This window comes from Acinetobacter sp. UBA3106 (genome assembly GCA_002365595.1).
Classification (GTDB): Bacteria; Pseudomonadota; Gammaproteobacteria; order Pseudomonadales; family Moraxellaceae; genus Acinetobacter.
This window is the reverse complement of sequence record DFAM01000015.1, coordinates 118693-134890: the sequence shown is the minus strand read 5'-3', so window position 1 is coordinate 134890 and position 16198 is coordinate 118693. Positions and strand designations below refer to the sequence as shown.

Genomic DNA, 16198 nt, shown 5'->3' with positions numbered 1-16198 from the left:
CTCAAGGTTTTGAGCTGTTTTAAGCATTGTGCTGAGCATCGCTAAAGATTTCAACCTAGCAGAATGGTCGGATTTCACTGAGTTTTCAGCCTTTTAAACCATTTTCCCGGTTTTGATGATTGCTAAATACAGCTTAATTTTTTGCGGTTTTTATGCTTTGATGTATTTCAGTTTTGTTTTCCTCTATGAGGGCTTTGATGCAGCATCCTACATCTGCCGATATTCAACGCGTTCGCGAATTCCTGCTTGATCTGCAAAGTCGTATTTGCTTGGCACTTGAACAACAAGAACAATACGGTGGCGGCACAGCTCAATTTGAAATTGATGATTGGCAGCGTCCTGAAGGCGGTGGTGGCCGTTCACGGGTCTTGCAAAACGGCAGCGTGATTGAAAAAGGCGGGGTGATGTTCTCTCACATCAACATTTCCAAACTCCCGGCTTCTGCCACAGAGCGCCATCCGCAAATTGCCGGTGCCAAGGCTCAGGCTATGGGCGTGTCGCTGGTGATTCATCCGAAAAATCCCAATGTGCCGACTTCACATGCCAACGTTCGTTTATTTGTGGCGGAAAAAGAAGGCCAGGATCCCATCTGGTGGTTCGGTGGTGGCTTCGACCTGACGCCCTTTTATCCGAGTGATGAGGATGTGTTGGCTTGGCATCAAAAGGCCCATGATCTATGCGCACCATTTGGCGATACGCTGTATGCAGAACACAAAAAATGGTGTGATGATTATTTCTATTTAAAGCATCGTGACGAGCAGCGCGGGATTGGAGGCTTATTTTTTGATGATCTAAACCAGTGGGATTTTGAAACCTGCTTTGAGTATATGCAAGCAGTAGGTAACGGCTATTTAGAGGCTATTTTACCTATTTTTCAGCGCAATCAGGATAAAGCCTATACTGAAGCGCAGCGTGACTTCCAGCTGTATCGCCGTGGTCGTTATGTGGAATACAATCTGGTCTATGACCGCGGCACGCTGTTTGGCCTGCAAACCGGTGGCCGGATTGAATCCATTTTAGTCAGTATGCCACCGCTTGCAGCCTGGTCGTATCGTCCTGAGTGGGATGAAAATTCGCCCGAAAAACGTTTAACCGACTATTATTTAAAACCGCACGACTGGCTGACCGAGCTTAAAGCATAATTCAAAACACAGCTCAAAATATTGAATCCCTTTACCCTGACCGGAAAGGGATTTTTTAATTGACTTGATGCTGTGATAAACAACCTGCTTTTAACTTTTATCCCTATTCAATAAATCTTGGCTTGGTTCAGAACATTGGTTCAGAAAAATAGTTTGCTATTCCAGCAATATGCATAACTTTGACATATTTACTTACAGCACTAGTCTCTTTAGTCACTGTAAAATCGTTTAGACTGAATCATTCAATTTAAGATCACAATGTTAAAAGCATGCCCAAATAAAACAATTCATGCTTAAGAGAGATAACTATGTTTAATACCATTCTAAACCACAAAGTCATTCTATTTTGGTGTATTTTGACCATGATTGTTTGTTCAATCACCACCACTTTACTGTCTCACAATACCCTTGCGGATAGCTTGTCGATTACCTTTACCATATTTGCAGCTTTTGCCCTGTTGTTTACTGCAGCAATGTGGCTTGAAGATACTATTCACGAAATTTGTAATCCTTAAATAGAATTTAAATTACTGCTTCAAAGTGACCAGCGTTAAACATAATTAAATAGAAATAATTTTCTCCTTCCCTCCTGCCTCTTTTTAATCTTCCCCCTTGACTGGCTTTAGCCTGGGGGAAAAATCACGTATATTGAATGCCATTTCCGCCGAGGGACCTTGCGAAATGAGCAAACAATTTGCCGTGATTGGCAATCCTATTGAACAATCACGTTCTCCAGAACTGCATCATGCTTTTGCCGAAAAAACTGGTATTGACCTGACCTATAGCAGACGCCTGGCTCCGCTAGATGGCTTTGAAGCCGATCTCCAGCAATTCTTTGCTCAGGGCGGGATTGGCATGAATGTAACAGTGCCTTTCAAGGAGCAGGCTTTTGCAGCCTGCTCTGTATTAACCGAGCGTGCCAAAATTGCCAAGGCGGTGAATACCCTGTGGATGCAAGATGGCAAACTTTATGGCGACAATACTGACGGGCAAGGACTGGTGGATGCCATTAAAGCCTTAGACTGGCAGCTTGACCATAGCGAAGTGTTAATTATCGGTGCTGGCGGTGCTACCCGTGGCGTGATTTATCCGCTGGTACAGGCGGGTGTGAAAAAGATTGTGATTGCCAACCGCACTTTAGCCCGTGCAGAACAACTGGTGGCCGATTTAAAGCCCGCTGTGCCGCAAGCTAGTCTCGAAGCCATTTCATTAAATGATCTGGCCGGCAATTTTGACATCGTCATTAATGCCACTTCTGCAAGTTTAACGGGCGATGCTCTGGTTTTACCTGAAACGCTAAAATTTAAGCATGCCTATGAAATGGCTTATGGCAAACCATCAAGCTTTTTAGATCAAGCCAAGCTACGCGGTGTTCCGACTTCAGAAGGTTATGGCATGCTGGTTGGACAAGCGATTGAATCTTTTTCAATCTGGAACGGAGTCAAGCCTGAGCTGAAAGATTTTCTTTAAGTGGTATTAATCCAGTAATTGAAAAGAAGTAAGTCTCTGCTTCTTTTCATTTTTTATCGGTTTAAATGGCTTAGTATTGGATTTTATGACATCCATTGTCATTTATCGATCTTGCTTTTGACCAAAATAGAAAATTCATTATCTTTCTGTCAAAAATAATGATAACCTTTTTATTTAATTATATTTTTATAAGATTAACCGAAAGTAGCATGCACAAAAAATCGTACAAAAGCATATAATTATTTAAACTTGAAACTGAACCATAATATTTTAAATTAGCCTTTCTGACATTTCTCTCAGGCTGCATCATCAATGTATTTTAATCAACAATGTGAATAATCAAATTATCGATTCTGATAATCCAATACTATTTCTAAATTAGGATTAACAATATGCCAGCTTATAAAGCCCCTTTGCACGATATTCGGTTCTTGATGAACGAAGTGCTTGATTACCCGACACATTATAAAAGTCTTTCAAATGGTGAAGCAGCAGATGCTGACACTGTAGATATGATTCTTGAAGGTGCGGCAGATTTCTGTGAAAACGTCCTTTCTCCGATTAACCAATCTGGTGATGAAGAAGGCTGCCATTTTGAAAATGGTGAAGTAAAAACACCAAAAGGTTTTAAAGAAGCATATGACCAATTCGTGCAGGGCGGCTGGCAAGGTCTGTCTTATCCGGAAGAGTTTGGTGGTCAAGGCTTGCCAATGTCGCTTAACCTGATCAAATCGGAAATGATGGGTACTGCGAACTGGTCATTCACCATGTATCCAGGTTTGAGCATGGGCTGTATGAATACCATCATGCAGTTCGGGACTGAAGAACAAAAAAATACCTACATGCCGCATTTAACTGCCGGAACCTGGTCGGGCACCATGTGCTTAACTGAACCACAATGTGGTACAGACTTGGGGCAAGTGAAAACCAAAGCTGAACCGCAAGCAGATGGTACCTATGCCATTACAGGGACTAAAATCTTTATCTCTGCCGGTGAACACGATTTAACAGAAAATATCGTTCATATCGTGCTTGCCCGCCTTCCAGATGCACCTGCAGGCACCAAAGGTATTTCGCTGTTCATCGTACCTAAATTTATCCCGACTGCAGATGGTGGCGTGGGTGAACGCAATCCTGTGACCTGTGGTTCAATCGAACATAAAATGGGGATTCGCGCTTCAGCAACTGCAGTTCTCAACTTTGATGCTGCGACCGGTTACCTGATTGGTGAACAGCACAAAGGCTTGCATGCCATGTTTACCTTTATGAATACGGCGCGTATTGGTACAGCTGTACAAGGTATTGCTCACGCGGAATTGTCTTTCCAGGGTGCATTGCCGTATGCCAAAGAACGTATGTCTATGCGTGCTTTATCTGGCAAGAAAGATCCTGAGCAAGTGGCAGATGCGATCATTCACCATGCTGACGTGCGCCGTATGTTGCTCACGCAAAAAGCCATTGCTGAAGGTGGCCGTGCCATGATTTATCATGCTGCACAGCTTGCTGACAAAATGACCGATGCGCTGACCCAAGGCGACCAGGCGAAGTTTGAAGAATATGACGACAAGCTGGGTTTCTATACCCCAATCTTGAAAGGTTTCCTGACTGAACTGGGCCTTGAAGCGGCGAACCACGGTATGCAAGTGTTCGGTGGTCATGGATATATTAAAGAGCATGGCATGGAACAGATTGCCCGTGATGCACGTATTGCTACGCTGTATGAAGGTACTACCGGTGTTCAGGCACTTGACCTGATTGGCCGTAAAGTATTGCTTTCTTCTAAAGGCAAAGTGGTACGTGACTATACTGCTGAAATCTTGCGTTTCTGCGGTCGTCACGCACGTAACAAATACATGCGCCGTTTTGCATGGGACTTGACCAAGATTTGTGCACAATGGAACGCTTTAACGGTTCGCATCATGCTGGCAGCACGTAAAGACCGCGACATCGTCTCTTCAGCTTCTGTTGATTACTTGATGTTCTCGGGTTATGCGATGATGGCCTATTACTGGGCTCAACAAGCGGCTGTGGCTTCTGAGAAACTGGAAGCAGGTAACGGCGCAGAAACACCTGAATTCTATAAAGCAAAAATCAAGGTTGCAGATTTCTACTTCGAACGTTTGTTGCCGCGTACCCAAGGTCATGCCGAAGCGATGGTCAATCCATCGAAAACCATGATTTCTTTAGCACCTGAACACTTTAGCTTTGACTACTAAGTTATAAGGCTTGAGTCAAAATAAAAGAGCACTGCGGTGCTCTTTTTTATGCGCTACAATAATCTCAATGCATCGCCGATTTTCAAAAGGATAAAATAATAAAAAAGCATAAGGTCACCTTTTAGATGAAAAAATTATTTTCACTTCTAAGCCGCTTTTATAAACCCAAAGGTGCAACTGTGCCTTTAAATATCCAGCATCTTGAGCAGGAGTGGAATTCATTCCATTCCGCCAATTTAGGCGATGCCGGCGAACCCATTACCCTGCTAAGGACCGGGCTGGGGAACCGATATATTGTGCAAGGTATCGCCATCGATCAGCAGCAAGATCTGTTGTATAGCACGCATGTCGAGGGCAATCCTGAACAAGGCGTGATCAACAGATTTAAGTTTCACAACGCGAATGTATGGCCGGCGCTAGATGCGCAAAAACCCTCTCCCCTTATTGGTCATCAAGGCATTGCGGTCGATCCGCAAAGTGACTTTCTTTTTGCTTCTGCTGGATCAGCCGTTCCGAATAAAGGCTGGTATATCCTAAAATTTCAATATGCAGCAAATTCTCAACCCGCTAATACTCAGTTAATTCAGGTATTTGATCACCAATACAGCAAGATTACCAATACCATGCCGACCCTCACCCCCGATGGAAAATATCTGCTGGTACGCGGCAATAATCACCACACAAATGTGATTCGTATTTTTAAATTTGATCTGATTAGCGAGAAAAAATTAACAGATCTTCGTTTTTTCTATGAAGATGAATGGCCGATCGCTTCGGATTTCACTCATGATAAAGCTGCATTTCAAGGTTTGAGCTGCGATGGAAGTTATGTCTATCTGTTAAGTGGCAATAAAAATAAAGGACCTAAACGAATTTATGTATATGACTTCTCAGGCAAACTGATTCAAAAAATGGATAATGTCACGCTCGGTCATTTTAATAATTTGTCCAAGCGCAGCCTACAATACTGGGAACCTGAAGGCTTAACGGTAGATATAAAAAACCGTCAGCTCTATGTGTTATATGCCATAGGCAAGGATGGACAATTCTTAGGCCGTATTTACCGAATGAAAATTAACTCAAATTAAAAAAATGAATATTTTCAAAAAACTTTCTATAGATGAATAAAAAATAATTGAAGCAGCTGCACAAAAGCCAATTATTTAGAACTTATCTCGAATAATGAAAATTTAATTTATTTAAACTTAGAATATAACTATCAAATTATGATCCAGTTTTGTAAAAAATATGAAGAATATATGAATAAATTAGTTGAATAAACAATCATTTACTATTACAAATAAGATTAAAATAGAAAATATATAAATAATTATTCCAATTAAAACATTTAGTTAAAGTATCACAATAAGATAATTTATCAGTTTTACAAGAGACCCCTAGGTAGATTCACCAAATCTCCACAAACCCCACCTATGATGACCTCATTGAAAAATGATGAGCATCCCCATGAAAAAATTGATTTCTTCTCTTATGATCGGCCTTATTGCTACCACTGCGACAATGTCTGTAATGGCGGCACCCTCTTATGATCCACATCACCCGTCAGCACCGCATCATTTTAATAAAAAACCTATGCCGCCTAAACATGGCATGCATCACGGTCCTCAGCATAATGTTCACTTTGATAAAAAAGACCACAAAGGTTTCTTTAACAAAGACAAACATTATCACAATGTTCCACACTACAAGTTACCGCCTAAACACCGTTAATATTGAAAAGCCCAATTTTAAAAATTGGGCTTTTTATTAAATAAAAATTAATCTCATACCTAAATCATTTAGAATTTTATTTAGATTCATAAGCAGCCCTCTTTTTTAGGTCTTATCGTTTTTTTATTGACTGCTCAGTAGCTGTAGATTAAATATTTCTAATTTAATAAATTTCCTATAATTACCCTGTAATCACCATAAGGTTAAAGGGTACGACCTAATTATTCATTCGCATCATATTCAGCTAGTGCATTACACAGATAGGGGGTTTTCTATCTCATGTTGTTGTTCAATATATAAACAAATAGCCTATTGTCTTTGCTTAAAGCAATCATCACTTTATATATTTATCTCACAAAGTTACTGAACTTTTACACTGCTTTTAAGCGAAGCAGCCTATCTTATAAAGGCAAATTTAAATAACAAACTTTAAAGGTTGCCAATATGAACGCGATTACAATGAAGAAGATGATTCACTGTGTGGCAGTGAGTAGTGTATTGAGTTTTGCTGCCTCTCAAAGTATGGCAATGGAACCTGAGTCTAAATCTGATGGCAAAAATCACTCTCAAATGTCGCACGATGCTCATGAGCGTTTAACGAATAGTCAAGTGATCAAGGTGGTAAGCACCGCCAATAATGGTGAGATCATGCAGTCAAAAACTGCCATGCCGAAGCTAAAAATGGATGAAACCCGTAAGTATGCTCAGATGATGATTAATGACCATACAGCCAATGAGAAAAAAGGCCAAGACCTGGCAAAACGTCTAAAATTAACACCACAAGTGAGTACAATCAGTACTGCATTGCAAAATGACAGCAATAAGATGGTGACCAAGCTGAATCAGTCATCAACAGTTGATAAAGACTATATGATGAGTCAGGTTGAAGTACATCGTAAAGTTCTGATGACTATTGATAAGCAATTGATACCGAATGCTAAAAATTCCGAATTAAAAAACATGCTTACACAAACCCGGACTGCAGTGGCCAAGCATTTGGAAATGGCTCAGCAAATCGTTGCAAAGATGAAATAACATAGGAAGCCCTATATTGTTATTGAACATGTATTCTGAATAAGCCTAGCATTGATCAGCTAGGCTTGTTTAGGCTCACACTCTTTATAAAATCACTTCATCAACATCAAATTTGAATATTAAAGAAACTCTTCCAGCACAGAGTTTAAAAACACATGCCCTTGCTCGGTACAAGATAAACGGTTTCGATCTTCAACCATGAGCTTTCTCGCACGTAAGGAAGTTAAAAGTTCGTTTAAGTGAGCCAGGTCTAAACCCGTGCGCTCGGCATACAGTTGGGCTGCTACGCCTTCATTTAACCGCAGTGCATTCATCATAAATTCAAACGGCATATCTTCATCTTCAATACGTTTAAACTGAAGATGCTCGGCAGGCACTTTGGCCAAATAATCTTTCGGCAAACGAGTTTTCTGAAAACGGTACACTCCATCAGGTCGTGTCACTTTGCCATGCGCGCCTGCTCCAATCGCCAGATAATCCCCAAACTGCCAGTAATTTAAATTATGTGCAGAGGGTTTTTCTTTACGCCAGGCCGATACTTCATAATTGATAAAACCCCTGGCTTTTAAATACGCCTCGCCCTGCTCCTGAATATCTTCCAGCAGATCATCAACCGGTAAAACCGGCTGGGTACGGAAAAATACGGTATTCGGTTCAATGGTCAGCTGATACCAAGACACATGCGTTGCGCCATTTTCTACCGCCAGTTTTAAATCAAGCAAAGCCTGTTCTAAAGTCTGCTCAGGCAAGCCATGCATCAAATCGACATTGATACGCTCAAAACCGGCTTCACGGGCCAAATGAATGGCATGGATTGCATCATCATTACTGTGAATACGCCCTAATTTTTTCAGGTGATCGGTATTAAAACTTTGCACACCAATGGAAAGACGGTTAATCCCTGCTTTTAAATAACCGGCAAAAGGATCGTGCTCGACGGTTCCCGGATTGGCTTCCAGGGTAATTTCACAGCCATCTTCAAATGGAATAAGTGCTTTTAACTGACTAAATAGCCATTCATAACCTTTGGCCGAAATCAGTGACGGCGTCCCTCCACCAATAAAGACACTATGAATCTGGCGGCCTTGGGCAAAATCAAGCTGGGTTTTAAAGTCTGCCAGCAAAGCCTGTAAATATTCCTGCTCCAAATCTAAAGACAGCTTTCCATCCGGGACAGCATGCGAGTTGAAGTCACAATATGGACACTTACGCACACACCAAGGCATGTGAATGTATAAAGATAAAGGTACCAGTGCAGGATTTAATTCAGCCAAGGAACAAGCTCAAAATGGGTAAAGGAAGATGCATATTTTAACATGACTGCATCAGGACACTGATAAAATCTCACAATGAATATCGGTACACTAGGAAAAACTACAGAAGAATTAATTTGTTAGAATGATGAAAATATCTGCTCAGTTATTGTTGTTTATCCCTTTGACACTGGGGATTGGTATCGCGCTCACTATCCAAACTGCCCTTAATAGCCAGTTAAGAGAATATTTAAATTCACCCTTACAGTCTGCCCTTTTATCTTTTTTGGTTGGTACAATACTGCTTGCCATATTGGTGTTTTTTCAGCCGGTAGAAAAACCAGGTTTTGCTACACTTGTGCAACTTCCATGGTATTTATGGTTGGGTGGATTTCTGGGCGTGTATGCGATTAGTCTCAGTATTTATGCTGCTCCCAAACTCGGTTTTTTAACGCTGTCCGGTTTGATTATTTTTGGTCAACTCATCACTTCAATGATTTTGGATCATTTTGGTTTACTAGGCACAGAAAAAACACCCATTAACTGGCAACGCCTGTTAGGTGGCGTAGTGATTTTTATTGGTGTGCTTCTCACTTTACAACGCTAACCCTCATTATTCTAAGCACATGATGAGTAATTTTTGTGTCTCATGTATCGTCGGTTACAACGACCCGTTATGAATTAAAACAACTCTTTCATTTGATGATTCCAATTTTGGTCACTCAATTTTCCCAGGCCGGTTTGGGACTGATTGACACCATTATGGCCGGACATCTTTCGCCGGTTGATCTGGCCGCAATTGCTGTCGGGGTAGGTCTGTGGATTCCTGTCATGCTGCTTTTTAGTGGCATCATGATTGCCACCACGCCACTGGTTGCCGAAGCCAACGGTGCACGTACGCCGGAAAAAATTGCTACCATTGCACAGCAATCCCTGTGGATCGCCCTGATTCTCGGTATCATCGCTGCGCTAATTTTACAGATCATGCCATTCCTCCTGCCTATTTTAGGTGTTCCAGAAGTCTTGCTGCCTAAAGCCAGTTTGTTTCTGCATGCCATTGGCCTGGGTATGCCTGCCGTGACCATGTATGCAGCGCTGCGTGGCTATTCAGAAGCACTGGGTCATCCACGTCCCGTGACCGCGATTAGCCTTGGGGCATTAATTGTTCTGGTTCCGCTTAACTTTATTTTCATGTATGGCTGGGGTCCAATCCCTCAACTGGGCAGTGCCGGCTGTGGTTTTGCCACCGCTATTCTGCAATGGCTGATGTTCATTGCACTGGCAAGCTATGTATTTAAAGGCTCGGCCTATAAAAAAACCCAGCCCTTTGCCGCATTTGAAAAAATTAATCCCGAATGGATTAAACGCATTTTAAAACTCGGTCTTCCGATTGGCCTGGCTATCTTTTTTGAGGTCAGCCTGTTCAGTACTGCAGCCATTGTGCTCAGTCCTTTGGGCGAAACCCTGGTGGCCGCCCACCAGATTGCCATGTCCGTGACCTCGCAGCTCTTTATGATTCCGATGTCTTTGGCGATTGCGCTAACGATTCGGGTGGGCACGTATTATGGGGAAAAAAACTGGCAGGCGATGCATAAGGTGCAATATTTAGGTTTGGCCACCGGCACTGTTTTTGCCTTCGCCACCATGGCACTAATCTGGTTTTTCCGACCAGAAATTGTGGCGATTTACACCTCGGACTATGAGGTCACTCAGGTCGCGCTATATCTGCTGCTGTTTGCCATGGCTTATCAGCTGATGGATGCCTGGCAAGTCAGCGCCGCAGGTTGCCTGCGCGGTATGCAAGACACCAAAGGTCCAATGTGGATTACCATGATTGCCTACTGGGTCGTAGCCTTTCCGGTTGGGGTTTATTTGGCACGCTTTACCGAAATGCAGGCCGCTGGGGTTTGGGTCGGTTTGATTGTCGGTTTAACCGTAGCCTGTGTCTTGTTATTAACCCGTTTATATAGAATCAACCATCGACTGAAAACCCATTAAAATGTCATAGACTCATTCCTTTTCCCATGAAAAGGAATGGGATTACCACAAAACAAATATAAAAATAATAATAAATAATTCAGAAATTTATCTACTTAAAAATCTTCTAAGTGTGATGATTTCAGTGTAAAAATGCAGCTTTTAACAATTTAAAGTAGGCAATATCCAGTTTAACGCCTATGATCATTAAAACCTATCTATGATGATCCTGAGGAATATCGCATGGCAAAAACGGCTAGGACCCCCGGTCGTCGCTTTATGAAACTTGCCGGTATGACGGCGAGCATTGCAACTAAAACCGTGTCAAACTCGATTAAAAATTTTAATGCCGATGAAGAACAAAAAAATGCCTCGCGCAGTAAACTTTTTCAGGATATAGGTCTTCAGATTGCGGATACCTTGGGCGAAATGAAAGGTGCGGTCATGAAAGTGGGGCAAATTGCTTCACAATATAAAGATATCTTTCCGCCAGAGGTGGCCCGTGCCATTAGCAAGTTACAGCGTCAGGCCCCTGCGATGCCTTTTGCTGAAATCAAAGCGCAAGTTGAAAAAGAATTGGGTAAACCCCTCCTGAAAATCTTTAGAAGTTTTGATGAACAGCCTTTTGCCGCAGCCTCGATTGGTCAGGTGCATAAAGCCATCTTGCCGAACGGTCAGCAGGTGGTGGTCAAGGTACAATATCCGGGCGTAGATGAAGCCTGCGAAAGTGACCTGAAACAGGTTCGTCTGGCCTTGCGTTTAATGGGTGTGCTGAAAATTGACCGGAAATTGCAGGATCGTTTATTTAAGGAAATTCAGGAAAGTTTGGATAACGAACTGAATTACCAGATCGAAGCACAAAATCTGGAAGTGGCACGTACCTTCCATGAGACTTTAGACAGCAAGATTATTATCCCGCAGGTTTATAAAGATTATTCTTCGCGTCATATTTTAACCTTAAGCCTGGAACAGGGCGAAAGCATCGAAACTGCCAACACCTGGTCTCAAGACACTCGCAATGAACTGGGACGCCGTTTATTCCGTGCTATTGGTCAGGAAATTTTCTATCTGAAACGGTTCCACTGTGACCCGCATCCGGGCAATTTTGCCTTCCGTGAAGATGGTACTGTCATTATTTACGATTACGGCGGTGTCAAAACACTGTCGATTGAAATTGTCTCCAATTTCAAGACCCTGATTAATGCTGCCCGTGAAGGTAATATTGCCGAAATGGAACAGAAGCTGGATGATCTTCATTCTCTTACCACACAAGGCAAGTTCCCGGAAGAGCTGTATCGTCAGTGGCTGGAAGTGTTGATGCGCCCTCTCACCACGCATTACGATTTTGCCGAAAACTCTGCCCATCATGATGGGATTGAGCTGCTCAAACCGTCGTTAAAATACTGGGATGTGTTTAAGCCCTCTCCTGATACCTTGATGGTCAACCGCACGGTTTCTGGACATTACTGGAATTTAATTCATTTAAAAGTGAATGATAATCTGAGTGATGTATTTGAAGAGCTGGTACCGCCTCGCGTCTAATGAACCAATGAAAAACCCGGTTAACAAATTGTCACCGGGTTTTATTTGAATATTTATTTGTTATGTTATAACATTTCTAAATAGTTAAAATATACAATGGAGAAAGGTATGCGTCCAGATATCCACCCAGACTATCAACAAGTGCTGTTCCACGACACCAATGCTGATGTCTATTTTATTATTGGTAGTACTTTAAAGCCTACCCAAACACGTGAATATGAAGGCCAGACTTATCCTTATGTGACTCTGGATATTTCCAGTGCCTCTCATCCGTTTTATACCGGTGAGCAGCGTCAAACCAGCAATGAAGGCCGTGTAGCAAGTTTCAATAAACGTTTCGCGCGTTTCAAACGCTAACAGTAACTTCATATTGTTTTAAGATTTCAACGCTAATCTTAAGACTTGAAAAGCCCAAGCACTCTCCTCCAGCTTGGGCTTCTTTTTATATTCTTTTTAAAAGTAACTAGCTGCTATCGGGTGTGTAATAACCATTGAAACAGATAAAAACCCCATGCTAAAACCATCACCCCTGCAATCACACTGGAAATGACATAGCCTAAAGCCAGTACAATTTGACCATGCTTGAGCAATTGAAAAGTTTCCAGACCAAAACTGGAAAAAGTGGTAAAGCCACCTAAAATGCCCACCATCAAGAACAGGCGTGCTTCATTTTGCAAAACTGGAAATTTCTGGCTATAGGCAAAGAAAATACCGGCAAGCAGGCAGCCACAGAGGTTCACCCACCATGTGGTCCACGGAAATCCACTGCTTGGCTTAAATAACAACACCCCTGCACCATAACGCAAACTTGCACCAACCGCTCCCCCTAAAGCTACCAGTAGCCAATTCATATCTGTTCCATTTTTATCGAATCAAAGATCAAAATTGTATAAATACTTCATGCACTATACCGTACAAATGAGCTGAAATAGTAATGAAATAGTGCGGTAAAAATTGTTATAGTCGCGGTGTTTTTAAACTTTTTTCTATGAATTGAGGAAATTATGGCTCAGGATTTATTGGCACAGCTTCAAGCAGGTGAAATCAAATTTGCAGACGTGATTACATACATTGATGCACGCTATAACCACACCGCAACAGCTTTTCAAAATGGCAAACAAGCCAATGCTGCGACTGAAAACCAAGGCAGTGCTAAAGTATTTTCTTTTGCCAAACTCAATGGCCTGGACCAGGCGCAGACCTTAAGCCTGTTTGCTGAACATTATGCAGCGGTATTGGCGAGCCCTGAAGCCACAGATCACCAAAACATTCGCCAGTTTATGCAAAATGGCTGGGATGGCATTCAGTTTGACGGTCAGGCATTAACAGCGAAATAAGTTACTTATATATATCTTAGAATATAAAAAGCCCGCTTTAATAAAACGGGCTTTTTACTCCTCCCTTTAAAAAAGGGAGGTCGGGAGGGATTTAGAAAATCAATAAGTCCTCCTTTTCCCAAAGAAATCTAAAAAAATTAAATCAAGAAACCCTAACCCGACAACGCCATTCATCAATCGGATTTTGTTCCCAGGCACGGCTATGTTTCACGTGAATCCATTCTTCACCCGGTTGTAGCGCAGTAAATCTAAATAGTTTTTGTCCACCTGCACCCACCATTGGCTGCGAACTTTTCACCTGATCTTGCTGATAAATTTCCTCAACTTTTAAGATGTGCTGCGGCTGGGCCACTTGCCAGATATAACCCGTGGTCGGATTCTCTGGCAAGCTAAGTTCTAGCGTTTGTCCCACATTCATTTCCAGCAAAGTCGGACATTGCTGCTTCAGCGAATAAACATGGGTTTTGCCATCTACCGTTGGACTGATACTGCTACAACCAACCACTGATACGCCCAATAGTGCAGTCAAACATGCCATTAAAATTTTCATGAACTGGCTCTTTGCCTATCTTGTTTTAAACAGAGAATTAACCTTTGACTCGTTCAATCCATTCAATGGAACTGACACGGAATAATTCACACGCGCCATCACCAGTATCGGTCGGAGTTAAAGATGACGTCCAGACCAGATTCTTGTCTTTAATTTCTACCAGCTCGCCTTTTAGACGAACCAGATCACCACGTTTGACATGTTTAATCTGTTTGGCAATTTGAGGATTGGCAGGAATGATGTGCATATTCGACACCATCTGCATGGCTTGATCGACAGGCACCGGCAGGCGATCGATCTTCCAGTTTAAATAGCGGTCATACTGGTTCACCGTTATATGTCGTGCAATTTCAGGCTCGGCAAACAATCCCCAACTCACGGCATAATCAATCGGTGAGAACTTGGCCTGCTCATCGCTGGTATAAATTTTCGAACCTAAAATACGAAAATCGCCTTTAAAGGATTGCAGCTTTCTAATTGACTGTTCTTTAGATACCGGCGCCAGACCTTTTGCAATATTATGATCGACAGAGGCACTCGCACTCATTTGCATCATACTGGCTGCAAGCAAAGTACTGAATAATACTGGTCTAATCATTTTTCTGCCCCTAACAAATTTCTTGATTTCTATACTAATTTTAAATGAGTAAGCTTAAATAACTATATGGACTTAGTAACAGTATAGATATATTCAGTCACTTTTTTGTCTTATGGACTAAACAGAATATTGGTTAAACTAAGGGGATATAAAGCAAGAAAAATTAAGTGACAATGATTTATAAATTTTACCAGCAACACATTTTTCCGCATTTGCTCAATCAAGTGATGCAAACTCCTAGCCTTATGGATCTGCGTCGCGAAATACTCTTACCTATTACAGGTGAAGTGCTGGAAATTGGTTTTGGTACCGGGGTGAATCTGCCTTTTTATCAAAATGTCGATACGCTTTACTCACTGGAACCCAATGCCGATATTTATCAGCTGGCGATTAAACGCGTGCACGAAAGTGCCATTCATGTACAGCATGTTCAGGCCAGCGCAGAAAAGCTGCCTTTTGCAGATCACAGTATCGACAATATCGTCAGTACTTGGACACTGTGCAGTATTGAACATCTAAGTCAGGCCTTGGCAGAATTACATCGCGTACTCAAGCCTGGCGGAACCTTGCATTTGGTCGAGCATGTGCTATCTGACCGCCCGACACTGCAACATCTGCAAAACCTGCTGACACCCGTTCAAAAACGCCTTGCAGATGGCTGTCATCTGAATCGCAATATTGAACAGGCTTTGCTGGATGCACATTTCAGCTTTAAAGAAAAACATTATCTGGATGCAGCGGGTATTCCTAAAATTGCACAGCGCATGTTATTTGCCCGTGTGCAAAAACAGTAAATTCTGAATTTAACGGCGTTGCATACACATCGCCGTTTTAATCATCAAAATCGATGCGTACCGTTTCAAAACGTACCCGCCCTTCCCGTATGGCCTGGGCAATCGCCTGTTGCCCCTTGGTCAGACGTGCGCCGCCACTTTTAATATCAATCAGCACCACCTCGATATCTTCCGGGCTTCCTTCACCATCGCGCAAGTCGGTATAGCCATCGAAAACCACATAATCGACCGGATCACCCAGAAATTTTGCATCGCTGGGCAAGTACTGAAACTGCGGCATAATCGGTGCCAGCTGCTCTGCCATCTTGCCTTTGAGCACCGCACGACTGGTATTGACACTGCGTTTTTGTGCTTGTGCCAAAGCCTGTTGGTGTTCCAGTTCCAATTCAGCAATGTACTGTTCATACTCTGCCTTGACTCGTCCATTACGGGTATTGCTCAAAATCATGGTAGTAAGCACCACGCCAAAACACGCGCCAATCAGCATTGCCATCCAAATGGACATTATTATTCCCTAATCACAAAAATTACCGCCCCATATAGCTTAAGACTT

18 protein-coding genes are annotated in these 16198 nt (G+C 42.3%); 13 read left to right on the top strand and 5 right to left on the bottom strand.

Features of this window, described 5'->3' with window-relative positions:
- Positions 1-197 precede the first annotated feature (197 nt).
- The 7 genes from hemF (at position 198) to B4C48_RS07365 (ending at position 7594) form a co-directional block, all read left to right on the top strand.
- Entirely contained in the window at positions 198-1142 is a 945-nt protein-coding gene (gene hemF, locus B4C48_RS07395; RefSeq protein WP_291355058.1) for an oxygen-dependent coproporphyrinogen oxidase, read from the top strand.
- 308 nt (positions 1143-1450) lie between these two features.
- Complete coding sequence (locus B4C48_RS07390; protein WP_291355056.1) at positions 1451-1657, top strand: hypothetical protein; 207 nt, start codon at positions 1451-1453, stop codon at positions 1655-1657.
- A gap of 166 nt (positions 1658-1823) precedes the next feature.
- Positions 1824-2612 (top strand): shikimate dehydrogenase, encoded by a 789-nt coding sequence (aroE, locus tag B4C48_RS07385; RefSeq protein ID WP_291355054.1) that lies wholly within the window; start codon positions 1824-1826, stop codon positions 2610-2612.
- A gap of 392 nt (positions 2613-3004) precedes the next feature.
- The gene (locus tag B4C48_RS07380; protein ID WP_291355053.1) at positions 3005-4828 is read left to right on the top strand and encodes an acyl-CoA dehydrogenase C-terminal domain-containing protein; all 1824 of its coding nucleotides are present in this window, start codon (positions 3005-3007) and stop codon (positions 4826-4828) included.
- A gap of 125 nt (positions 4829-4953) precedes the next feature.
- Positions 4954-5916 (top strand): hypothetical protein, encoded by a 963-nt coding sequence (locus tag B4C48_RS07375; protein WP_291355051.1) that lies wholly within the window; start codon positions 4954-4956, stop codon positions 5914-5916.
- A 379-nt stretch (positions 5917-6295) separates the two neighbouring features.
- The gene (locus B4C48_RS07370; protein WP_291355049.1) at positions 6296-6559 is read left to right on the top strand and encodes a hypothetical protein; all 264 of its coding nucleotides are present in this window, start codon (positions 6296-6298) and stop codon (positions 6557-6559) included.
- 444 nt (positions 6560-7003) lie between these two features.
- Positions 7004-7594 (top strand): DUF4142 domain-containing protein, encoded by a 591-nt coding sequence (locus B4C48_RS07365; RefSeq protein ID WP_291355047.1) that lies wholly within the window; start codon positions 7004-7006, stop codon positions 7592-7594.
- Positions 7595-7713: 119 nt separating this feature from the next.
- On the opposite strand, the gene hemW is transcribed toward B4C48_RS07365, so the two are convergent.
- Positions 7714-8868, bottom strand: a complete 1155-nt coding sequence (hemW, locus tag B4C48_RS07360; RefSeq protein ID WP_291355045.1) for a radical SAM family heme chaperone HemW — start codon at positions 8866-8868, stop codon at positions 7714-7716.
- A gap of 124 nt (positions 8869-8992) precedes the next feature.
- Between hemW and B4C48_RS07355 the strand changes: the two genes are divergently transcribed.
- From B4C48_RS07355 to B4C48_RS07340, 4 genes are all read left to right on the top strand, one after another.
- Positions 8993-9454, top strand: coding sequence for a DMT family transporter (locus B4C48_RS07355; protein ID WP_291355043.1), 462 nt, complete (start codon positions 8993-8995; stop codon positions 9452-9454).
- Positions 9455-9489: 35 nt separating this feature from the next.
- On the top strand, positions 9490-10845 hold the full coding sequence (locus B4C48_RS07350; protein WP_291355041.1) for an MATE family efflux transporter: 1356 nt from the start codon (positions 9490-9492) through the stop codon (positions 10843-10845).
- 222 nt (positions 10846-11067) lie between these two features.
- Positions 11068-12366 carry an ABC1 kinase family protein gene (locus tag B4C48_RS07345; RefSeq protein ID WP_291355039.1) on the top strand — a complete coding sequence of 433 codons (1299 nt, stop codon included), beginning with the start codon at positions 11068-11070 and terminating at the stop codon, positions 12364-12366.
- Between the two features lie 108 nt (positions 12367-12474).
- Complete coding sequence (locus B4C48_RS07340) at positions 12475-12723, top strand: type B 50S ribosomal protein L31 (RefSeq protein ID WP_291355037.1); 249 nt, start codon at positions 12475-12477, stop codon at positions 12721-12723.
- A gap of 113 nt (positions 12724-12836) precedes the next feature.
- On the opposite strand, the gene crcB is transcribed toward B4C48_RS07340, so the two are convergent.
- Positions 12837-13217, bottom strand: coding sequence for a fluoride efflux transporter CrcB (gene crcB, locus B4C48_RS07335; RefSeq protein ID WP_291355035.1), 381 nt, complete (start codon positions 13215-13217; stop codon positions 12837-12839).
- A gap of 153 nt (positions 13218-13370) precedes the next feature.
- Here crcB and B4C48_RS07330 point away from each other — a divergent pair, with 153 nt between their 5' ends.
- A complete protein-coding gene (locus B4C48_RS07330; RefSeq protein WP_291355033.1) occupies positions 13371-13703 on the top strand; it encodes a HopJ type III effector protein in 333 nt (110 codons plus the stop codon).
- A gap of 142 nt (positions 13704-13845) precedes the next feature.
- Here the strand turns inward: B4C48_RS07330 and B4C48_RS07325 are convergent, their stop codons facing one another.
- Together B4C48_RS07325 and B4C48_RS07320 are read right to left on the bottom strand one after the other, a co-directional pair.
- A complete protein-coding gene (locus tag B4C48_RS07325; RefSeq protein ID WP_291355031.1) occupies positions 13846-14253 on the bottom strand; it encodes a protease inhibitor I42 family protein in 408 nt (135 codons plus the stop codon).
- Positions 14254-14290: 37 nt separating this feature from the next.
- The gene (locus tag B4C48_RS07320; RefSeq protein WP_291355029.1) at positions 14291-14851 is read right to left on the bottom strand and encodes a hypothetical protein; all 561 of its coding nucleotides are present in this window, start codon (positions 14849-14851) and stop codon (positions 14291-14293) included.
- Positions 14852-15024: 173 nt separating this feature from the next.
- Here B4C48_RS07320 and B4C48_RS07315 point away from each other — a divergent pair, with 173 nt between their 5' ends.
- Complete coding sequence (locus tag B4C48_RS07315; protein WP_291355259.1) at positions 15025-15645, top strand: class I SAM-dependent methyltransferase; 621 nt, start codon at positions 15025-15027, stop codon at positions 15643-15645.
- A gap of 37 nt (positions 15646-15682) precedes the next feature.
- On the opposite strand, the gene B4C48_RS07310 is transcribed toward B4C48_RS07315, so the two are convergent.
- Positions 15683-16150, bottom strand: coding sequence for a Holliday junction resolvase-like protein (locus tag B4C48_RS07310; RefSeq protein ID WP_291355027.1), 468 nt, complete (start codon positions 16148-16150; stop codon positions 15683-15685).
- Between the last annotated feature and the right edge of the window lie 48 nt (positions 16151-16198).